The following is a 19,428-nucleotide window of genomic DNA, read 5'->3' as shown; positions in this document are numbered from 1 at the left end:
AAACGCAACGACAGCTCAGTGTCATCACTGAACCAAAAACAATGCATATACAGAACAATCAAATACAACTGGCCCCGAGTAAAGGAACCGACATGACTCAAGCCATTTTAGAACTTAGCTCAATTGAGAAAGCCTTCCCTGGTGTGAAAGCACTGGATAAGGCAAGCCTCAACGTTTACCCAGGACGCGTAATGGCGTTAATGGGTGAAAACGGTGCAGGTAAATCCACGCTTATGAAAGTGCTTACGGGTATCTACCACTTGGACAGCGGCACTATCGCTTACCAAGGAAAACCGGCTGCATTTAAAGGACCGCGTGACTCTCAACAAGCAGGCATTAGTATCATTCACCAAGAACTGAACCTAATTCCTGAGTTAACCATCGCCGAGAACATCTTCTTAGGTCGTGAAATCACGGGCACCATGGGTCGCATCTTGTGGAACGAGATGTACCAAGAAGCCGACAAGCTACTTAAGCGCCTTAACGTGAAACACAGTTCAAAAACACCTTTAGGTCAGCTAAGCCTTGGTGAGCAACAAATGGTAGAGATCGCAAAAGCCCTATCGTTTGAATCTAAGGTCATCATCATGGATGAACCAACTGATGCGCTCACTGATACCGAAACTGAGTCGCTGTTTAAGGTAATTAACGAGCTACGTTCTGAAGGCTGCGGCATTGTTTACATCTCTCACCGCTTGAAAGAGATCTTTGAGATTTGTGACGACATCACCGTGCTGCGTGACGGTAAGTTCATTGGTCAGTGTGAAGTTAAAGACACCGACGAAGATGGCTTAATCGAAATGATGGTTGGCCGTAAGCTAGACGAACAATACCCACGTATCGGGCAGAACCACGGTGAAACCTGTCTTGAAGTGATTGGCCTAACTGGTTCTGGCGTCCATGACGTGAGCTTTACTCTGAAGCGCGGCGAAATCCTGGGTGTATCTGGTCTTATGGGTGCAGGCCGAACTGAACTGATGAAAGTGATTTACGGTGCCCTTCCAAGTGAGCGCGGCGTCATCAACCTAGAAAACAAAACCATTAACCCTGTAAGCCCGAAAGACGGCTTGGCCAATGGCATTGCTTACATCTCTGAAGACCGTAAAGGCGATGGCCTTGTGCTAGGACTTTCAGTGAAAGAAAACATGTCGTTATGTGCACTGGATCTGCTGACTAAGAAAGGTCAAATCCAACATAAAGATGAAGTGATTGCAGTCGATGACTTCATCAAGCTTTTCAACATCAAAACCCCGACTCGCGAACAAATAATTGGCAACCTATCTGGTGGTAACCAACAGAAAGTGGCTATCGCTAAAGGTTTGATGACCAAACCAAAAGTACTGATTCTCGATGAACCCACTCGTGGTGTCGATGTCGGTGCGAAGAAAGAGATTTACCAACTCATTAATAAATTTAAAGCCGACGGCATGAGCATCATTTTGGTCTCGTCTGAAATGCCAGAAGTGTTAGGAATGAGTGACCGCATCATGGTGATGCATGAAGGCCGTGTAAGCGGTGAATTTGATGCTAAAGAAGCAAACCAAGAATTATTACTGGCGTGTGCGGTCGGTAAAAAGATCAACGAGGACGCAGCATGAGTACTAAAACCATGAGCAAAACAACTGAAGATCCAAAGAAAAAACCGTTAATCAGCAAAGAGTGGCTGATTGATCAAAAGTCATTGATTGCTTTGATCTTCCTGATTGTTGTCGTTTCATTCTTAAACCCAAACTTTTTCACCGTCGATAACATCCTCAATATCCTGCGCCAAACTTCGATTAACGCCATTATCGCAGTAGGTATGACACTGGTTATCTTAACCGCGGGTATCGACTTGAGTGTTGGTTCTGTACTTGCGCTTTGTGGTGCTTTCGCAGCCAGCATGATTGGCATGGAAATCCCAGTGATGATCGCAGTGCCAACCGCTCTAGTAGCAGGCGCAGCATTGGGTGCGATCAGTGGCGTGATTATCGCCAAGGGTAAGGTTCAAGCCTTCATCGCAACGCTTGTAACAATGACTCTATTGCGCGGCGTAACCATGGTTTACACCGACGGTCGTCCTATCTTAACTGGCTTTACTGACACTGCAGACGCGTTTGCTTGGTTCGGTACAGGCTACGCAATGGGCATCCCAGTTCCAGTATGGATCATGGCCGTGGTATTCGCTGCAGTATGGTACCTACTTAACCACACACGCTTTGGTCGCTACGTTTACGCACTGGGTGGCAACGAATCAGCAACTCGCCTGTCTGGCATCGACGTAGACAAAGTAAAAATCGGCGTTTACGCAATCTGTGGTCTGTTAGCAGCGGTTGCAGGCATCATCGTGGCATCTCGTTTGTCATCAGCTCAACCTACCGCAGGTATGGGTTATGAATTAGACGCCATCGCAGCAGTAGTTCTTGGTGGCACAAGCTTAGCCGGCGGTCGTGGTCGCATCATGGGCACATTAATTGGTGCTCTGATTATCGGCTTCCTAAACAACGCCCTAAACCTATTAGACGTATCTTCTTACTACCAGATGATTGCAAAAGCAGTGGTTATTCTTCTGGCGGTATTGGTCGACAACAAAAACAAATAAAACCTATTCACACTCTAGGTTAATACAAGTAACACCCTAGTTTAATAAAAGTAACAGTTTGTTTTACCTTAAAATATTAGAATCTATAAATAATGTAACTACGAGCTAGGACTCACCTCCTAGCTCACCCTACACAAAGGACTTACACCATGAAAAAATTAGCGACTCTTATTTCTGCTGCTCTTCTTTCTACAACGGTATCTGTGTCTGCACAGGCGCAAGATACAATGGCAATCGTTCTGTCTACATTGAACAACCCATTCTTCGTAACCATGAAAGATGGCGCAGAAGCTAAAGCGGAAGAGCTAGGCTACAAGCTTATCGTTCTTGATTCTCAAAACGACCCAAGCAAAGAGCTTTCGAACATTGAAGATCTAACCATTCGTGGTGTTAAGGCAATCCTGATTAACCCTACAGATTCAGATGCAGTATCTAACGCAATTCGCATTGCTAACCGTTCAAACATCCCTGTACTAACGCTAGACCGTGGTGCAAGCCGTGGTGACGTAGTGAGCCACATTGCTTCTGATAACGTAATCGGCGGCGAAATGGCAGGCCACTTCATCATGGAAAAAGTGGGCGAAAAAGCGAAAGTAATCCAACTTGAAGGTATCGCTGGTACTTCTGCTGCTCGTGAACGTGGTGAAGGCTTCATGAACGCAGTAAACGGCAGCGACCTAGAGCTTTTAGCAAGCCAACCTGCTGATTTCGACCGTACTAAAGGCCTGAACGTAATGGAAAACTTGCTTGCTGCAAACCCAGACGTACAAGCAGTATTCGCTCAAAACGATGAAATGGCACTAGGTGCACTTCGCGCAGTTCAAGCTTCAGGTAAAGACGTAATGATCGTTGGCTTTGATGGTACTGAAGACGGCATCGCTGCTGTTAACCGTGGTCTACTTGGCGCAACGGTTGCACAACAACCTGACCTAATCGGTTCTTTAGGTGTTGAAATGGCAGACAAAGTACTGAAAGGCGAGACAGTAGACGAGTACGTACCAGTACCTCTAAAAATCATCGCTAAGTAAGCTTGTTTGTTACTAAGTAATTCGTTGAGCGCTAAGTAATTCAGTTTAGCGCTGAGATCTAATTAAGCAGGGAGTCCCCTATCTCCCTGCTCATTAGCTCACTAACTTGCTGACTCAAGAAAAAACAAAAAAACCGACAGTGCATCGCTGTTTCTCATAAGCCGTCTAACAAGGCGAGCAATTTACGTAATGAGAAAGACCCATGCATTTTCAAATACGATATATCATAAGGCTCGTATCATGACTCAACTGATTGTTTTAGGTAGCGTTAACGCTGACCACGTACTGCAAGTTCCTTCGTTCCCTCGTCCGGGTGAAACCTTGATTGGCGGTAACTATCAGGTCATCCCTGGCGGCAAAGGCGCAAACCAAGCGGTGGCCGCAGCGCGATTAAACGCAGACATTGGCTTTATCGCCTGTGTTGGTGACGACCCATTTGGGATCAATATTCGTCAAGACTTCGCCAAAGATGGCATCAACATCGACGGTGTGATCGTTGCAGAAAACACGCCTACTGGCATCGCGATGATCCAAGTCTCAGCAACAGGCGAAAACAGTATTTGTCTTTCTTCGGAAGCCAACAACAAGCTGACTTGCGATCAAATCGAACCGCATCTAGAGAAGATTCGCGGTGCTAAGTACCTGCTGACTCAGCTTGAAACGCCAATTGAAGGCATTGAATACGCAGCAAAAGTAGCAAAAGAGAGCGGCACGCAAGTGATTCTTAACCCGGCACCTGCTCGTCCATTACCGGATTCACTGCTTGCTTGTGTTGATGTGATCACACCCAACGAAACCGAAGCAGAAGTGCTGACGGGCATTACCGTGACGGACAACGCATCTGCTCATCAGGCAGCTTTGGCTCTGCATGCTAAAGGCATCGAAACGGTAATGATCACGCTAGGCGCGAAAGGCGTTTGGGTGAGTCATCGTGGTCAAGGTAATGAAGCTAGCGAAGGTGAATTAATCGCAGGCTTCCGCGTTGAAGCTACGGACACAACCGCTGCTGGTGATACTTTCAATGGCGCATTAGTCACAGGCTTGCTTGAAGACATGCCATTAGAACGCGCGATTAAGTTTGCTCACGCTGCCGCTGCCATTTCAGTGACTCGCTTTGGCGCTCAAACGTCGATTCCAAGCCGTGCTGAAACCGATGCGTTTTTGGCAGAGCAACTGTCTGCTTAGTTGATTTTGACTGTTAATCGGTAACAACAAATAACAAGCATAAGCCCCTGTATTCAGGCAGAATATCGCGCAACGTGGCAAGTTACTCCCACAAGGATTTTTTATGGCAACAATGAAAGACGTCGCTCGGCTAGCAAAGGTTTCTACTTCAACCGTCAGCCATGTGATCAACAAGTCACGTTTTGTCAGTGAAGAGATCGCTGAGCGTGTTAACAGTGCGGCTAAAGAACTCAACTACGCGCCGTCTGCATTGGCTCGCAGCTTGAAAATGAAGCAAACCAAAACCTTGGGCATGCTGGTTACCACCTCTACCAACCCATTCTTTGGTGAAGTAGTGAAAGGTGTTGAACGTCGTTGCTACGAAAAAGGCTACAACCTCATCCTATGCAACACCGAAGGCGATAGCGAACGCATGAAATCCTCTATCGATACCTTGCTGCAAAAGCGTGTCGATGGCTTGATGCTGATGTGTTCTACCCTTGAAGGTCAACATATCGATGTATTCGAGCGCTACCCAGAGTTGCCTGTCGTGGTAATGGACTGGGGTCCAATGCTGTTCGCAAGTGATAAAATCCAAGACAACTCGCATCAAGGTGGCTACATGGCAACCAAACACCTGATAGATAATGGTCACTCGGATATTGGCTGTATTACTGGCCCACTGCATCGCAACCAAGCCTCTTCTCGTTATCAAGGCTATAAACAAGCAATGGAAGAAGCGAATTTAGAGATCAACCCTAAGTGGATTGTTGAATCAAACTTCGAATGTGATGGTGGCTTTGATTCTTACCAAACATTAAAAGCTCGTGGTCAAATGCCTTCGGCCTTGTTCGTCAGTAACGACATGATGGCGATGGGTGTTATTCATGCGGCAGCTCAAGATGGCACATTGATTCCAAATGACCTGTCTATCATTGGCTACGATGACATCCACTTATCTAAGTACATGACACCCGCTTTAAGCACAATCCACCAGCCAAAGCACCGTTTAGGTAAAGCGGCGGTCGATACCCTGTTAAGCCGACTACAAACGCCAGACGCCTACCCGCAAGTCGTTGAACTAGAACCGACTCTTGTAGAGCGAAGCAGCGTAAAAGCGATTTAGGGCTCAACCCGCCCATGATACAGTTGAAAGCTAGCTTATTCGGGCTAGCTTTTTTGTCTTTGAAACATAATAACGCCGCTTAATCGCCCCTAAAATGCCGTTAATATGCGAAACTTACACGCTAAAATATGTATTTACACACTCAGCAACTATTTGCGCACTTGACGACTGATTATCATCTACACTAACAGTGAATAACAACGACATGGAGAGCGCTGTTTTATGATCGCAGGTTGGTTTGACAATATATCCCTACAGAAAAAGCTATTAGTCAGCTTTTTGATTCCTATCGCTTTGATGCTTATCGTGGCTTTTTCTGTCCATGAAAACACCCGAACGGTTGTAAAAGACAATAGTTGGGTTGTACACACACATAAAGCCATCGCTCGGGCTCAAGAACTTCTCAGCTTAACAGTCGACATAGAAACGGCTCAACGTGGTTACTTGATCACGGGTGATCCTGTTTTTTTAGAACCCTACCATTTAGCTCTTGATGTATGGCCTCAAAAACTCCAAACCCTTGCGAATCAAGTGAGTGATAACCCACCTCAAGAAGAACGCCTATATAGAATCGATGATATTCATAAAACATGGCTGAATCAGTCTGGAGAGAAAGAGATCAATCAACGCAGCCTTGTCAATAAAGGCGAAGCTGAAATACAAAGTGTCATCGACCTCACTCAGCAGCAAACCGGAAAAAAATTGATTGATGAGATCCGCCAAGAGATTGCTCAATTCATTGAAATTGAACAACAACTTATTATTCTCAGGGTCGAAAAATCGGAGAGCTCAGCCAATCAAACCAGCTACATATTAATCCTCGGAACACTGTTTTCCGTGTTCATATCACTCCTTGTTGCTACGTGGTCGTCCAAGCGAATTAAACGAAGATTACACACTCTACTTAAAGCAGCGAACCAAGTTGCCGCTGGCCATTTGAAACAAGGCGCTGCGACTCTCGAACTTGGTTCAAAGAACGACAGCCAAGACGAAGTGGCTCTCCTCACACAAAGCTTTCAAAAAATGACAACAAACCTCGTAAAAAATGACAGCGAAATGCGAGAGAAAAATCAGGAGTTAATCGAAGAAAGAACCAAAGCAGAAGCGGCGGTAAGGGCTAAGAGCGAGTTTCTGTCGACTATGAGCCACGAGATTCGAACGCCAATGAATGGAGTACTTGGTATCTCCCAGATCATTGCCAGCCAAACCCAAGAGCCGGAAACAAAAGAGAACATCGATCTCATTCTCGATTCTGGTCACCACTTGATGACGATACTCAACGATATTCTGGACTTCTCAAAAGTCGAAGAAAACAAGCTTGAGCTAGACGTAGCTCCCTTTAACTTTGTTCAAGTCATGCAGCCTGTATGCAGCGCTCTAAAACCCTTAGCCGATGAAAAAGGCATTCGCTTGTTGATCGAAAATAACATACCGAAAAACATCCAACTCGTCGGAGACTGTGCAAGGCTACGTCAAATCATGTTCAACTTGGGCGGCAATGCGACCAAATTCACCAAAGAAGGTCATGTGTCCATTCAAGCTGATCTCAATCGCCCCAACAACCAACTGATTCTCACGGTAACAGACACCGGGGTTGGTATCCCGAAAGATAAGCACGAGCAGGTATTCAATTCGTTCGAACAAGCCGACACTTCCACAACAAGGAAGTTTGGCGGAACAGGGCTTGGCCTCGCAATCGTCAAGAACCTAGTCAACCTCATGAATGGAGAAATCACATTAACCAGTGCTGTTGGGCTTGGTACAAAATTCCAAGTCTCTCTGCCTATCACATGGCAAGAAAGCAAAGCGAAAGACATCGCAACTCATGTAGTCGATGCAGAAACCCTCAGTTATGACTCGTTAAGTATCCTGTTGGTGGAAGATAACCGTATTAATGCCATTGTTGCACAAGGCTTCTGTGAAAAACTCGGCCATCATGTCGATCATGCAGAGAACGGAAAATTGGCGATTGAACGCCTCAAAACCACTCAATATGACCTTATCTTGATGGACAATCATATGCCTGAAATGAACGGGGTCGAAACAACGCATCACATCCGTGAAAAACTGAAACTCGATACCTTGATATTCGCTTACACGGCCGATGTATTCCGTGAAGCGCATGACAACTTTATTCAGGCGGGTGTCGACCATATTCTGACCAAGCCTCTGCAGCAAGAGAGTTTCTTCGATGCCCTACAACAGTTCTCGAGTCGATTACCGAAACAAACCGCAACCGAAGGTTCGAGTGAGAATGAAAATATTGTCGAACTTCATCGTAAGCCTATTGAAACGTTAAGGTTAACGGAAGAAGAGATCAGCCATTCAGAAGTGATACACATACTGAAAGACGATACGGAAGGGTTCAGCTTACTTATCGACTCAACCATTATTGAGTTCGAACAGTCGGTTGACCGCGTCATCGAATACTATTTGGCGAAAGAATTGGAGCCACTTTGTCGTACTCTGCACTCCATTAAAGGCATGTCGCTGAACTTAGGCCTTAACATGCTTTCTAAGCAGGCATTGGAGCTAGAAGTCGAAGCCAAAAATCAACAACTGCCGGATATTGAACGACTGCAAAAGCTGCTCAATCGTCTTATGGTCAATATCCATCAAGCGCAGCGGATGAAAAACGCCCATTCAGTCGAGCATCTGAACCAAATGAACGATCAAGCTTAAGAACGCTTCGTTCCCAAACTAAAACGCAAGGCTTAATCACCTTGCGTTTTTCGATCTTATGTCGCTCTAGTCTTTGTTCTAACGATTTAACGGTCTAACGGTTTAACAGGGCGGTTATTTGCTGGATCTCATCTTCGACATCAATACCATTGTATTGCGGCGCAATCGAGAGATCTTGAATACTCACAGTTTCTACAGATTGCTTGTCGTTAAGCTGAATCATTAACTCCCCTTTGGGTGAGTAGATTCTGCTTCCACCACAATAAGTCGCAGTAAACGCATCAACCACATCCTGTCCAACCCGATTACATGTCACGACATGACACCCCTCTTCTAAAGCTCTCGCTTGAGCAATAGCAAAGCTATGATGACCACCAAAATTCGCGGGATGGAGAATAACGTCGACCGACTGATACGCTCTCATGATCTCCGGGAACCAAATATCAAAGCAAATCGCAACACCAAACTTTAAGCCCTTGAGCTCAAATGTAAGGAGCTCACACCCACGTGAAAAATACTGTTTGTCGAATTTGGTTTGACTGACTTTTCTGTATTTATGAAGTAAACCTGAACCATCAACCACCACGGCGCTATTGTAATATTGGCCGCTATCTTTCTCTGCAATACCAGCAACAATCAAGGTGTGATGCTTCGCTGCCATCTGAGTTAATGAATCAATAGTAGTACTGTCGTTGCAGTCTTCAGCCAGTTCATGAATTTCTTCAGCATCGTTAAAAATATACCCAGTAGTGAACAATTCAGGCAACAGAGTGATATCCCCGATTGTCGATTCCGCTTGCAAAAGATCAGAGACCGACTCGATATTCTTTTGTTTGTTTTTGTATTCAACTTCAAGCTGAATAAAGGTGATACTGACATTATTCAAAATCGAATCCTTGCTAGGTAATACTTCAAACTGTAACGCTTCAAGCTTTAATACTTCAAACTAGAGACTAAGAACGACAGAGTAAGACAACTCCCTATCGCTTTCTTATTAGCACGCCAAAGGTTGAAGCAGGAGCACAGTCCTGTACGTATTTTAAACCTGCCTACGGCGCTAATTTAGGCTCTGGTAAAACCGGAGGCGTGCTGTCCATATAGGTTAAGAAATTCGCCCACACCTCATGCGTGCGCTGCTTGGTTAACCTTGTCTTGCAGGAAAGCGCCATAACCCCTCGAATAGAACCATCACGCCATTGGGTGTAAACAGAGTTACAATGAGCCGACATGTACGCCTGCCAGCTCTCCTGAGCCTTCTTAATTGACGCCACCAGCTCAGCATCATAAGCATTGTGCTCAAAGCTGGCTGCAAGGTATTTATCCAGTTCCGCTTGTGCAGATTCCAACTCAATTGCCGCACACTGATTGATCTCGATGGTATTCATCGCATTCTCGCAATCGATAGCATCATCGGATGCTGATGCTAGCAAAGGTAAACACGTTAATAACACGACCGTTAAAACCTTTTTCATTATTGTTCCCCTAATTCAAAAGCACGTGTATGCGCCCTATTAATGCCAAGTGTTACGAATCTTAACGACATGAGACGCCAATTGTTGATAACTGCGTTTAGGGTTATGACACAAGATGATGAAAGCATATAACCACAGAACAAGAAGCATGGAAAATAAACCTGACTGGAAACCATCTAGGTACAACTCAGGTAGCAAGTCGATTACCTTTTGATAGTTCGCTATTGAAATTGTTGTTTTATTGCTAATCAACTCATACGTTAAGCTTATTGGACCCACGAAAGTCCAAACTAAAAACCAAGATACCCCAGCGACAGGAACTAAGCTCAGTAAAGGCTTAAATTGCTTAACTGGAAAAATGAAATACAAAAGCATAGTCAAATATAGAACGGCTAAAAATAAGCTCCAAGCGTTAACGCTGACTCCAAAAATCCGATAACGCTCATCGACATACATGATTAACACTACCGCCCCCAATACACTAAGCGATAATAATTTTCCCATGTACCTCGTTTTAGAAAATCTAATCAGTACATAACCAATCACAAGAAGGAAACAAGAGATCCAGGCTAAAACCTCAACCTTAGTATCTAAAAAGACAGGTGTTGCTGTATTAGACAAAATAAGGATCGCGTAAGTAGGACCTATCAACAAATAGGCGATCAAAACACGCAGCAACATCCAAATCATATTTTTTATCATTACGCTCAAATCCACTCACTCGCATTATTTCAAAAATTACAGTTTTCAATTTGATGATAAAAAACCGGCAACAATCCGCTTCATCAAAAAACGCAAAAGTACTGAACAAAAAAACGACACACTCAACCTTGGAAGCATATCTAACGTTCTGATTTTTATAGTAAGACGATAAAATACTCTATTTCAATAAATAACACGTGCGCACATTCACACTATTTATGCATTGCCTTGCATCGCTATCATTAAATTTATAAATTAACTTGAATGCTCACCCAAACCGGTAACGCTTCTCCAACTATGGATATCAAGTACCAACATTTTGCCAAGACTTCGTTCTACTTTGCCATTTCTTTCTTTTTTTCTATGGCATTGCTTATCCCTTTTACACCGTCTCACTACCAGAATTTAACGGAAGACACATCGAGGCTTGTCGAAACAAGGCTTGAGAGCATTCAATCAAGGTTTGACCTTTTTCTATCAAGCATCACACCGGACCACACTTGCGACGCGATGGTTAGGCAACTTCGCCAAAACGTTTTTGATGCCGATTGGGTAAAAGAAGCGGCGGTATTCAATAAAGACGATCGTTTTTACTGCTCGACTACCGATGGCGAAGTCTCATTTCGCCTGTACAGCACCATCAGACAAAGACTCCATGACGCCCCGAACTTAACAACCTTGTCGTATTCAAATTCAGCGATCACTCAAGTGCAATCCATCATGCTGATTTTCTCTAACAAGGAAGAAGCGGGAGTGAGCCTGATGATCCCACCACATTTCATCTATGACATTGTAGAAACAAACCTGAGCAAGCACGGAATTCAGGCCAAAGTTGAGGTGATTAAAAAAGATATTCACCCTTCTGATACAGCACCGTCTATTGCCAAAGTACGAATACAATCGAACGCTTACCCGCTGACCATCACGTCATATATTGGCTATCAGTATTATTGGAACTTCCTGTTGAACTATTTATGGTTTGGCTTTCTGATGGCCGGAATCACCACCATTATTATCCTTTCCATCAAACATAAGAAGCAAAGCCAGCGTAGCTTAGAATACTCACTGTCTAGCGCACTCAAAAACAAACACTTACATGTTCACATGCAGCCTATCGTCAACCAAAACACAACTGAAATTGTAGGCTGCGAGTCGCTGCTCAGGTGGAATGACCCTATTGAAGGTAATGTATCCCCTGCTATTTTCATTCCGCTTGCTGAAAGCTTAGGGTTGATTGAGGAGCTCACCTACTTCGTGCTACGCAAAGTATTAGTGACGTTGAAAAGCAATCAAGACGTGTTCGAATCAAAATACATCAGCGTCAACATCAGCCGCAACGTTGTGTCCAACAGTAACTTTTCTAACAAGGTGATCAGCATCTTTAAAAGACACCCTGAGATTCTCAAACAGGTGGTTTTTGAAGTAACCGAAGATGGTGAATGTTCTGATGCCGACATGGTCAAAATCAGAGGCAACCTAACCAAACTATCGAATATGGGCGTAAGAGTCGCGATTGATGATTTTGGTACGGGCTATGCGGGCTTAGACTTTGTGAGACAATTCCCGTTCAGCATTCTCAAAATCGATCGCGTGTTTGTGAAAAACATTTCAGACGAATCAAGCCTTGGTATCCCTTTGCTGGAGTCCATGCTTCTGTTGTCCCGCACCTTAGGTATGCAAGTCATCGTCGAAGGGGTTGAGTACGAATCCCAAGTGAACATCTTGTCTAAACTGGGCGTCGACTATATCCAAGGCTTCTATTTTTATAAGCCGATGCCAATAAGCCTGACGATAAGTTTGCTCAGACAGCAACATATGGCTGCAGATAATGAAGACAAACTCTCATCCACCTCAACGCCAGAATGGGAACAAGTCTAAGCAGACTCATTGATGGCAGCCTGCCTCACAATATTTTTACTTCGAGTTAGGACACTCGAAGCGTTTCCAATGAACATAAGAGCGTAGTTCACGCCCCTAAAATATATGCGTGTTATCTAGATACCACGCATGTATCTGAGAGTGAGCGGTTTCTTTCAATGTTACGCTTCACTGTTTACTCATAATCAAAACATTGCTGTTTGAGCCAATGACCTAACGTTCTAATTTCAAACTGCTTGGCTCTCGAATTTTTGTAGACAAAGTACATATTGTCGCCAGTCGGTAAGTCGTGCATTGGGATACGAACCAAGTTTTGTTGAAGATCTTGGTCATTAAGAAAGTAGTCGTTCAGGAACGCGATACCTTGATGGTATTTCACGGCCTCAGCGGCCAGTACCATGTGGCTGAATTGGCTAATTTTCACATCCTTTGGCAGGCTGAAACCACCGAGTTCACACCACTTAGCCCAGTCTTTCGCCTCACCGCCTTCCTTGAAGATTGAATTTACTGAAAGTAACTGCTGATCCCATAGTGCCTCTGGCAAAGGTTTATCTTCGATTCTCTGCCACACCTTTTGGCTACAAAACGGATATAGCTGCTCTTTATATAAGAAGTCACTAACGTAGTTTTTCTTTGGCGGATTAGCCGTGATAAAGCAGTCGGCAACTTGATCCGAGAACTCTGGCTCATCGGCCACCATACTTAACGTTAAATCGATTTCTGGATGCTGTTGGCGTAAGTTTTCGAGCCGAGGCACCAACCATTTAACGGCCAAAGAACTGTACATTGCAATCCGAATTTTCCCACTTTCACCCTCGCGGATTTGGTAGCTGGCTTGCGCGATATTCTGCAATGAATGAGACACCTCTTCGTAGTAACGCTCTCCTATCGGGGTGAGCGATAAACGCCTTCCCTGACGCACAAACAAGGTTTCACCTAAGTATTCCTCCAGCAAGCGAACCTGATGACTCACTGCACTTTGAGTAACATGAAGCGCTATCGCCGCCTGAGAAAAGCTATTAAAACGAGCGACCGACTCGAAACATTGTATTGCTCTTAAAGGTGGTAATTTCATTATTAGTTAAGCTCATACTAAGTGAATTTTTATCATTATATATGAAACGATTTTATGCATTAAGATTACGCCATCACATTTCTTCATTTTATCTTTAACTCACACTGAACACGCGTCAGTCAATGATAGGAGCTTCATCATGCCTTCAATGTCTGTTGGAATGGCAATGAGTTTACTCATTGTCGGTAATCTAATTGCGGTTTTCTCTGATGCCTTAATTAAAACCTTGGGCGAAGACATTGCTGTGTTTCAATTTGTCTTCTTCAGACAGCTAACTGCCGTGTTAATCCTTCTGCCTTTTTGTTTTGGCGTGAGTAAAAAGAGCTTCACCGATGGGCTGAAATGGCATGCCTTGCGCGCGCATATATGGTTACTGGGTGCAATCTTTATGGTGTTTGCCATCAATGCCATGCCATTGGCCACCGCCAACGCTATTTTCTACGCCGCACCTTTGATGATGCTGCCGTTAGCCTTGGTATTTTTCAAAGAACAACTCAGCCGCTACTCAGTTGCTGCTGGAATATTTGGCTTTATGGGCGTTCTGGTCATCATTCGCCCGACAGAGATCGATTGGGCGGCCATTGCAGCGCTTATAGTAGCGCTAACCATTGCCAGTAATAACTTATTGATCCGCAAACTCCCGAAGCACCAAACCGTGGCACAAACCTTGTTGTTAACCAATTTAGCAGGCGTTCCGGCATCACTTGGACTCGCCATTTGGGAAGGCCGTGAATGGGATTGGTCACCACTCATCACTGCCGCTGGTTCAAGTGGCTTTATCCTCATCTACGCTGCGATATGTGTCGTCACTTACCGATCGGCAGAAAGCAATAAAATCGCCAGTGCTGAATACAGCGGCTTACTCGGTGCGGTGGGAGTTGGGTTGGTCTGGTTTGGTGAAATACCTGATATTGCAATGGCGATTGGCACTGCAATGATCATATTGCCGCTCATCTGGCTGGCTCGAAATGAAAAGAAGCAAAGATAGCGAAACGTATTGATACCAGGCTCTGAATACCAAGCGAAATGAGTAAAATATCACTTCAGACAAGAGCTTTAATTAATATGAACAATGTGAAGCCGTAACGGTAAAAGCTACGGCTTCACATCTTTGTCTCTTGGTCTCTTGGTCTCTTCGAGCAGAACTTAAAGATAAATAGAAAGCGAACAAAGGGATGAGTTAGTCCGCTAATTAGACTAGTTCGTCGCTTTTGAATCTGATGAATTGGCCGCTTTCGTCGCTTCTTCAGCGGTTTTCTTACCAAATACCGTATCCATCATAAAACCAATACGCTTAGATGCATCACCGAACTTGTTCGGGTTAGCCGTATATGGAACTTTAAACTCTACTTCACCTACTCTTTGCCCGTTCTGATAAGCATTGATCTCCGCTTGCTTTAAGAACAACGCTAAGTCCCAACCCCAATGGCCTGCATACTCCAATGTTAGCTTATCAAGATCGTGCTTCGACTTATCTGGTACAACGGTGTAGGTATAATCGTTATCTTGCAGCCACGCTTCCATGGTATTCAAGAACCCTTCACGTGTTTCAGCGTCTTTAACAATAACAACATCCACTTCAGTCTTAGGTTCTGGAATCGCGCTCCCTGTGTAACGAGGGGCTCCACAACCAGCCAAAATTAAAACCGAAAGCGATAATAGTAGGTATTTTTTCACGTTATATATCCATTAACAGTTAACTGCGTGAATGATACCACATCAAAAAAATGACATATTATATAAGCAAAGGTTAATCAGACATTCCTTGTTACATAAGGCACTAAAAAACAACGAAAGAAAATGTGAAGACGATGGGTCTCCTTGGAGGGACATTTAATTCATCGCATCGTTGAGTGCATAAAAGGAATATCATGGAAAAGAAACTTCAAACGAAATTGGCGACGAGCTTACTGCTGCTGAGAGTTGGCATTTTTATCGTCTTTTTGTTCTGGGGCTTAGATAAGATTCTGGTACCAGAGCACGCTACAAAGGTGCTGTCTGGTTTTTACGGCATCGACATCTCCAACAACGCAATAATGGCTATGGGTGTCGCACAGCTCGGCTTTTTAGGCGCGTTCGTTGTAGGCATGTGGAAGAAGTACACTTACGGCGCGATTTTAGTCCTGCACGCAGGTTCAACCTTCGCCTCTTTTGGAAAATACATGGACCCGTTCAATAACCTACTATTCTTCGCCTCTTGGCCAATGCTCGCAGCCTGTATCGCACTCTTCTTACTTCGTGACTACGACACTTATAGCGTTTCCAACTAACACAAAGGGCGCCTGTTGGCGCCCTGTTTGATTAGCTTTCAAGAAAACAATAGACCCAACACCGAAGAAATACCAAGTGTCGGTTTTGACTCATGAAGGCTTGTTATGTTCTTAACTTTACCGCAGTTCCGAAAGCCATGATTTCAGACGAGCCGTCCATTATTGCACTAGTAGAGAACCGAATGCCCACAATTGCGTCAGCACCTAAGTCAGTCGCTTCAGAAACTAAACGTTGAATAGCTGTATCCCTAGCCTCTGAAAGCATTTCCGTATAGCCTTTTAGTTCACCACCAACAAGGCTTTTAAAACCCGCCATAATGTCTCGACCAACATGTTTTGTTTGGACAACATTTCCAGTTACAACACCCAGAATCTCCTCAATCTCACGGTTTGGAACACTTTCTGTCGTAGTAAAAATCATAATTTTTCCTTTAGAAGATAATTAATGACATGGATTCCCCCCTACCGAGGATCTGCCACACTTATGTGGTGCTTATTAGCACCGAACACACCATGTCTACTTGAATTACTGATTAGGTTGTTAATATCGCGCGCTTAATGGCTTCAGCTAGCCCATCAGCGTTTTCCCACGCCATTGAATGTCCAGCATCAGAAACAACGCTGATCGCTATATCGTGGTTACTCAGCTCTTCTGTATCGCGGTCAGGTAAAGATTCGCTACCAAATATATAGGTTCTGTTTACGTTCAGAGAATACAACCTATCACGCCAACTCGGGAGCTGCCCTTCTATCAAGGACACGGCTTGCCTGTGCGTACCTATCGCTGAATTCACGGCTAAACTGGCAGCCCATTGAGTATTTTGGTCATCGATGCTGTGTTGCACTATCTGTGCGTGACCGTGATTCATATATTCAAGCTCGGTGAAGCTCGCAATCTTTTTGCTAAAGAACCCACCGCCAGAATCAAGGTTAGCCTCACTCAACACCAAGGCCTGTAGTTGTGGTTGAACTTTTTCAGCCAACACAACCGACACGGCGCCACCCATGCTGTGACCATAGATAACAAATTTATCCAAACCCAAAGATTGAATAAACGCCTCAAGATAAGCCGCGTGGCTACCGATGGAGTAATCGAAATCCAAAGGTTTATCACTAAACCCAGAACCTAATAAATCAACAAGAATGCGCCGATGAGGAAGTAACCAATCACTGGCCGCAACGGCCGGATAATCAAACGAGGAAGCACAACCAATACCGTGTATAAACACAATAGGCATTTCCGAACCGGGAAGATCATGATACCTGAGTATCGCGTTACTCCCCCTTTACCTTAAACTCTTTCATTTGTTCCTCTGAAACCAACTGAACACGCTAATAAACTTATGCATACTTCACATGCCAAGCGTATCGAATCGCTTGTTATAGATGTGCCAATTAAGCCACTGAAAACACAATACGTTCTTTGCTTTCATCATCTTTCAGCTCAAGTAAAATACGCCCTTCTCGAAAAATGACCGCAGCCACACCTACACGAACTTGATGATTCACTCTTTACTCCTTATGAATGCCTCATTGCCTAGCGCCTAATCGGGACGGTACGGCACTGCGGCCGTACCAACATTTCTAGCTTGACGCTTTACTTCAGGCTGGCTTGAATGATTAACAACTCAATGTCATTTTTTGATGTATTAGCCAAGCCATGGGTACCAAAACGTTTATTTACTATCATGTCTCCCGCAGTCACTTTTGTCTCGACACCTTCAATGATCATCGTGCCTTCACCTTTCAGAATAATATACATTTCTTCATCGTCTCCATGAGAGTGCTCCCCCATAGAACTTCCCGGTGGCATGACAACACGGATGGCAAAATCCCAAGCACCATCAAAGTCTTTACGTCTGAACGCACGATAGATGTCTATCGACCCCTCTCCATCATGACTGCTTTCATCTGTTTCTTTATCGCAAGTATAAAAATTACGTATCATAACTCTCTGTATCTCTCTGACTAGTTTCCGCTATTCTGTTAAACAATAAAACGCTACGGTAAGAAGTAGCACTGCATGGTTGAATGCCACGTGTTTAGAATCACTCTAAGCCGTTGTTAGCACTGTAATCCTGAGTCTTACAGGTTTACCTTTAGCGCGCCTGATGAATCCGCGATTAGGTTTGATGGTCGATTTGGCTAGTCTGGAAAACAATGAATGAGTTCACACTAAAGTCTTCGGTTTTTCTCCGAGGTGTTGAGTGAACCTTAACAGATAACCATCCGGATCTTGGAGAAGAAGCTCACGCTCCCCAGACAACTTTTCACCAATGTCATACCAAGTTTCTTTCATCTCACGAAACAGGGACACTTTGTGGGTTTGGAGACGTTTTACTAGAGGTTCTAAGTCACTTAATTCAATCTGAAAGTTCACACCTCGCCCCAAGGGAGCCTCAAGCTCACCAGTAATCCATCCTTCATCACTGATTTGCTCTAACATCATCTGCACATGCTCTTGTTCGAGATACACAAAATCAGGGGTTTCACGCCTTATGCGAATAGAAAAACCAAGTACATCAACATAAAAGGCAAGCGAGCGCTCAAAGTTGCTAACGGATAGTTCAGGAACCATCGGATTCCAATAATTTTCCATACTTACTTCCTTGTATTAAGGCTCTTGTTGACTCAGTTTTTTCAGAAAGCCTTGCTTAACCTCTGGCCACTCCGAGTCAATAATTGAATACACAACCGTATCTCTTACCGAGCCATCCTTTAAGATTTGATGATTACGCAAGATACCGTCGAGGTTTGCACCAAGCCCTTCAATCGCTCTTCGAGAGACGGCATTCCCAATATGAGTGCGAAACTCGACTGCAATGGCTTCATAGCGCTCAAATATTTGTTTTAGAAGAAGGTATTTACACTCTTTATTTATCAGTGTTCCCCTAGCCACATTTGAATACCAGGTATAACCAATCAAAGCACGTCTATTTGGTCTATCAACGCCATAGTAACGGGTAGTCCCTACTACTTGATTGGTGGTTTTAGCTCGCACGGCATAAGCTATATTACCTAGATGCATTTGAGCGATAGCATCAACAACGTATTGCTCCATTTTTTCTGGGCTCGGTACATTAGCGAACCATAGCTTCCAATGCTCTCCATCTTTCACGGCCTCGATTAATTCAGATACATGCCCCATAGTAAGAGGCTCAAGAGCAACATGCTCACCTTCAATCAGGCTCTGTTCTATCCACATAACTCTCAATTTTCCTTTTATCGCCAACGCGGTGTTAAGTGTTGTATAACGTTTGCCATTTCACCAAAATGCAAGGCGCAGAGCCATCAAGAGCTCGGTGAGAACCGATAACAGAACCAATAGCCCAACAGTGATCATAGTTTCCAATTCTATCGACACCCGACTCATGTAAGGTGCTCAAAACTAGATCTTGTTGCTCAGGCGTACAAAAAATCTCTAGTTTATACATCTAATTTAAACTCCTA

20 protein-coding genes are annotated in these 19,428 nt (G+C 44.3%); 9 read left to right on the top strand and 11 right to left on the bottom strand.

What is annotated here, in order from left to right:
- The first annotated feature begins 92 nt into the window (after nucleotides 1-92).
- The 6 genes from rbsA to L3V36_RS07190 all read left to right on the top strand — a co-directional run bounded on the left by rbsA (nucleotide 93) and on the right by L3V36_RS07190 (nucleotide 8,581).
- Nucleotides 93-1,598, top strand: a complete 1,506-nt coding sequence (gene rbsA, locus L3V36_RS07215; RefSeq protein ID WP_102446728.1) for a ribose ABC transporter ATP-binding protein RbsA — start codon at nucleotides 93-95, stop codon at nucleotides 1,596-1,598.
- Nucleotides 1,595-2,581, top strand: coding sequence for a ribose ABC transporter permease (gene rbsC / locus L3V36_RS07210; protein ID WP_208774748.1), 987 nt, complete (start codon nucleotides 1,595-1,597; stop codon nucleotides 2,579-2,581). The genes rbsA and rbsC overlap by 4 nt, the downstream gene beginning before the upstream one ends.
- Before the next feature lie 149 nt (nucleotides 2,582-2,730).
- Nucleotides 2,731-3,609, top strand: a complete 879-nt coding sequence (gene rbsB / locus L3V36_RS07205; RefSeq protein ID WP_009844904.1) for a ribose ABC transporter substrate-binding protein RbsB — start codon at nucleotides 2,731-2,733, stop codon at nucleotides 3,607-3,609.
- 240 nt (nucleotides 3,610-3,849) lie between these two features.
- The gene (rbsK, locus tag L3V36_RS07200) at nucleotides 3,850-4,794 is read left to right on the top strand and encodes a ribokinase (protein ID WP_208774746.1); all 945 of its coding nucleotides are present in this window, start codon (nucleotides 3,850-3,852) and stop codon (nucleotides 4,792-4,794) included.
- A gap of 103 nt (nucleotides 4,795-4,897) precedes the next feature.
- Nucleotides 4,898-5,899, top strand: a complete 1,002-nt coding sequence (locus L3V36_RS07195) for a substrate-binding domain-containing protein (protein WP_102571038.1) — start codon at nucleotides 4,898-4,900, stop codon at nucleotides 5,897-5,899.
- Nucleotides 5,900-6,121: 222 nt separating this feature from the next.
- Entirely contained in the window at nucleotides 6,122-8,581 is a 2,460-nt protein-coding gene (locus tag L3V36_RS07190; protein WP_208774744.1) for a CHASE3 domain-containing protein, read from the top strand.
- A gap of 94 nt (nucleotides 8,582-8,675) precedes the next feature.
- Here the strand turns inward: L3V36_RS07190 and L3V36_RS07185 are convergent, their stop codons facing one another.
- The 3 genes from L3V36_RS07185 to L3V36_RS07175 form a co-directional block, all read right to left on the bottom strand.
- Nucleotides 8,676-9,467, bottom strand: coding sequence for a carbon-nitrogen hydrolase family protein (locus tag L3V36_RS07185; RefSeq protein WP_102576163.1), 792 nt, complete (start codon nucleotides 9,465-9,467; stop codon nucleotides 8,676-8,678).
- Nucleotides 9,468-9,630: 163 nt separating this feature from the next.
- Entirely contained in the window at nucleotides 9,631-10,053 is a 423-nt protein-coding gene (locus L3V36_RS07180) for a lysozyme inhibitor LprI family protein (RefSeq protein WP_102576162.1), read from the bottom strand.
- 39 nt (nucleotides 10,054-10,092) lie between these two features.
- On the bottom strand, nucleotides 10,093-10,740 hold the full coding sequence (locus L3V36_RS07175; protein ID WP_029405036.1) for a hypothetical protein: 648 nt from the start codon (nucleotides 10,738-10,740) through the stop codon (nucleotides 10,093-10,095).
- A 312-nt stretch (nucleotides 10,741-11,052) separates the two neighbouring features.
- Here L3V36_RS07175 and L3V36_RS07170 point away from each other — a divergent pair, with 312 nt between their 5' ends.
- Nucleotides 11,053-12,633 carry an EAL domain-containing protein gene (locus L3V36_RS07170; RefSeq protein ID WP_208774759.1) on the top strand — a complete coding sequence of 527 codons (1,581 nt, stop codon included), beginning with the start codon at nucleotides 11,053-11,055 and terminating at the stop codon, nucleotides 12,631-12,633.
- Nucleotides 12,634-12,808: 175 nt separating this feature from the next.
- On the opposite strand, the gene L3V36_RS07165 is transcribed toward L3V36_RS07170, so the two are convergent.
- A complete protein-coding gene (locus L3V36_RS07165; protein ID WP_017092010.1) occupies nucleotides 12,809-13,708 on the bottom strand; it encodes a LysR family transcriptional regulator in 900 nt (299 codons plus the stop codon).
- A gap of 139 nt (nucleotides 13,709-13,847) precedes the next feature.
- On the opposite strand from L3V36_RS07165, the gene L3V36_RS07160 reads away from it, so the two are divergent.
- On the top strand, nucleotides 13,848-14,696 hold the full coding sequence (locus L3V36_RS07160) for a DMT family transporter (protein WP_017094592.1): 849 nt from the start codon (nucleotides 13,848-13,850) through the stop codon (nucleotides 14,694-14,696).
- 209 nt (nucleotides 14,697-14,905) lie between these two features.
- Here the strand turns inward: L3V36_RS07160 and L3V36_RS07155 are convergent, their stop codons facing one another.
- Nucleotides 14,906-15,385 carry an Sbal_3080 family lipoprotein gene (locus tag L3V36_RS07155; RefSeq protein ID WP_208774742.1) on the bottom strand — a complete coding sequence of 160 codons (480 nt, stop codon included), beginning with the start codon at nucleotides 15,383-15,385 and terminating at the stop codon, nucleotides 14,906-14,908.
- Nucleotides 15,386-15,579: 194 nt separating this feature from the next.
- Between L3V36_RS07155 and L3V36_RS07150 the strand changes: the two genes are divergently transcribed.
- The gene (locus tag L3V36_RS07150; protein WP_102512426.1) at nucleotides 15,580-15,978 is read left to right on the top strand and encodes a hypothetical protein; all 399 of its coding nucleotides are present in this window, start codon (nucleotides 15,580-15,582) and stop codon (nucleotides 15,976-15,978) included.
- Between the two features lie 103 nt (nucleotides 15,979-16,081).
- Here L3V36_RS07150 and L3V36_RS07145 read toward each other — a convergent pair whose 3' ends face one another.
- The 6 genes from L3V36_RS07145 to L3V36_RS07120 form a co-directional block, all read right to left on the bottom strand.
- On the bottom strand, nucleotides 16,082-16,399 hold the full coding sequence (locus L3V36_RS07145; RefSeq protein WP_017082406.1) for a heavy metal-binding domain-containing protein: 318 nt from the start codon (nucleotides 16,397-16,399) through the stop codon (nucleotides 16,082-16,084).
- Nucleotides 16,400-16,511: 112 nt separating this feature from the next.
- Nucleotides 16,512-17,216: an alpha/beta hydrolase gene (locus L3V36_RS07140; RefSeq protein WP_237296627.1), complete on the bottom strand. Its 705-nt coding sequence runs from the start codon at nucleotides 17,214-17,216 to the stop codon at nucleotides 16,512-16,514.
- A 359-nt stretch (nucleotides 17,217-17,575) separates the two neighbouring features.
- Nucleotides 17,576-17,926 carry a cupin domain-containing protein gene (locus tag L3V36_RS07135; protein ID WP_102446735.1) on the bottom strand — a complete coding sequence of 117 codons (351 nt, stop codon included), beginning with the start codon at nucleotides 17,924-17,926 and terminating at the stop codon, nucleotides 17,576-17,578.
- Nucleotides 17,927-18,148: 222 nt separating this feature from the next.
- Nucleotides 18,149-18,577, bottom strand: coding sequence for a VOC family protein (locus L3V36_RS07130; RefSeq protein WP_102446736.1), 429 nt, complete (start codon nucleotides 18,575-18,577; stop codon nucleotides 18,149-18,151).
- Nucleotides 18,578-18,592: 15 nt separating this feature from the next.
- Nucleotides 18,593-19,183, bottom strand: a complete 591-nt coding sequence (locus L3V36_RS07125; RefSeq protein WP_065681367.1) for a GNAT family protein — start codon at nucleotides 19,181-19,183, stop codon at nucleotides 18,593-18,595.
- A 34-nt stretch (nucleotides 19,184-19,217) separates the two neighbouring features.
- Nucleotides 19,218-19,412 carry a hypothetical protein gene (locus tag L3V36_RS07120; RefSeq protein ID WP_133152259.1) on the bottom strand — a complete coding sequence of 65 codons (195 nt, stop codon included), beginning with the start codon at nucleotides 19,410-19,412 and terminating at the stop codon, nucleotides 19,218-19,220.
- Between the last annotated feature and the right edge of the window lie 16 nt (nucleotides 19,413-19,428).

The sequence above is a fragment of the Vibrio sp. G-C-1 genome (assembly GCF_021728015.1).
Classification (GTDB): domain Bacteria; phylum Pseudomonadota; class Gammaproteobacteria; order Enterobacterales; family Vibrionaceae; genus Vibrio; species Vibrio splendidus.
The sequence above is the reverse complement of the archived record's forward strand: the minus strand, read 5'-3'. Positions and strand labels throughout refer to the sequence as shown.

Excerpts from the sequence above, each read along its gene's own strand:
- L3V36_RS07140 (WP_237296627.1), bottom strand. The coding sequence starts at position 17,216 with ATGCCTATTGTGTTTATACACGGTATTGGTTGTGCTTCCTCGTTTGAT.
- L3V36_RS07190 (WP_208774744.1), top strand. The coding sequence starts at position 6,122 with ATGATCGCAGGTTGGTTTGACAATATATCCCTACAGAAAAAGCTATTA.
- L3V36_RS07165 (WP_017092010.1), bottom strand. The coding sequence starts at position 13,708 with ATGAAATTACCACCTTTAAGAGCAATACAATGTTTCGAGTCGGTCGCT.
- rbsA (WP_102446728.1), top strand. The coding sequence starts at position 93 with ATGACTCAAGCCATTTTAGAACTTAGCTCAATTGAGAAAGCCTTCCCT.
- rbsC (WP_208774748.1), top strand. The coding sequence starts at position 1,595 with ATGAGTACTAAAACCATGAGCAAAACAACTGAAGATCCAAAGAAAAAA.
- L3V36_RS07120 (WP_133152259.1), bottom strand. The coding sequence starts at position 19,412 with ATGTATAAACTAGAGATTTTTTGTACGCCTGAGCAACAAGATCTAGTT.
- rbsB (WP_009844904.1), top strand. The coding sequence starts at position 2,731 with ATGAAAAAATTAGCGACTCTTATTTCTGCTGCTCTTCTTTCTACAACG.
- L3V36_RS07145 (WP_017082406.1), bottom strand. The coding sequence starts at position 16,399 with ATGATTTTTACTACGACAGAAAGTGTTCCAAACCGTGAGATTGAGGAG.
- L3V36_RS07160 (WP_017094592.1), top strand. The coding sequence starts at position 13,848 with ATGCCTTCAATGTCTGTTGGAATGGCAATGAGTTTACTCATTGTCGGT.
- L3V36_RS07125 (WP_065681367.1), bottom strand. The coding sequence starts at position 19,183 with ATGTGGATAGAACAGAGCCTGATTGAAGGTGAGCATGTTGCTCTTGAG.
- L3V36_RS07150 (WP_102512426.1), top strand. The coding sequence starts at position 15,580 with ATGGAAAAGAAACTTCAAACGAAATTGGCGACGAGCTTACTGCTGCTG.
- rbsK (WP_208774746.1), top strand. The coding sequence starts at position 3,850 with ATGACTCAACTGATTGTTTTAGGTAGCGTTAACGCTGACCACGTACTG.
- L3V36_RS07130 (WP_102446736.1), bottom strand. The coding sequence starts at position 18,577 with ATGGAAAATTATTGGAATCCGATGGTTCCTGAACTATCCGTTAGCAAC.
- L3V36_RS07135 (WP_102446735.1), bottom strand. The coding sequence starts at position 17,926 with ATGATACGTAATTTTTATACTTGCGATAAAGAAACAGATGAAAGCAGT.
- L3V36_RS07170 (WP_208774759.1), top strand. The coding sequence starts at position 11,053 with ATGGATATCAAGTACCAACATTTTGCCAAGACTTCGTTCTACTTTGCC.
- L3V36_RS07180 (WP_102576162.1), bottom strand. The coding sequence starts at position 10,053 with ATGAAAAAGGTTTTAACGGTCGTGTTATTAACGTGTTTACCTTTGCTA.
- L3V36_RS07195 (WP_102571038.1), top strand. The coding sequence starts at position 4,898 with ATGGCAACAATGAAAGACGTCGCTCGGCTAGCAAAGGTTTCTACTTCA.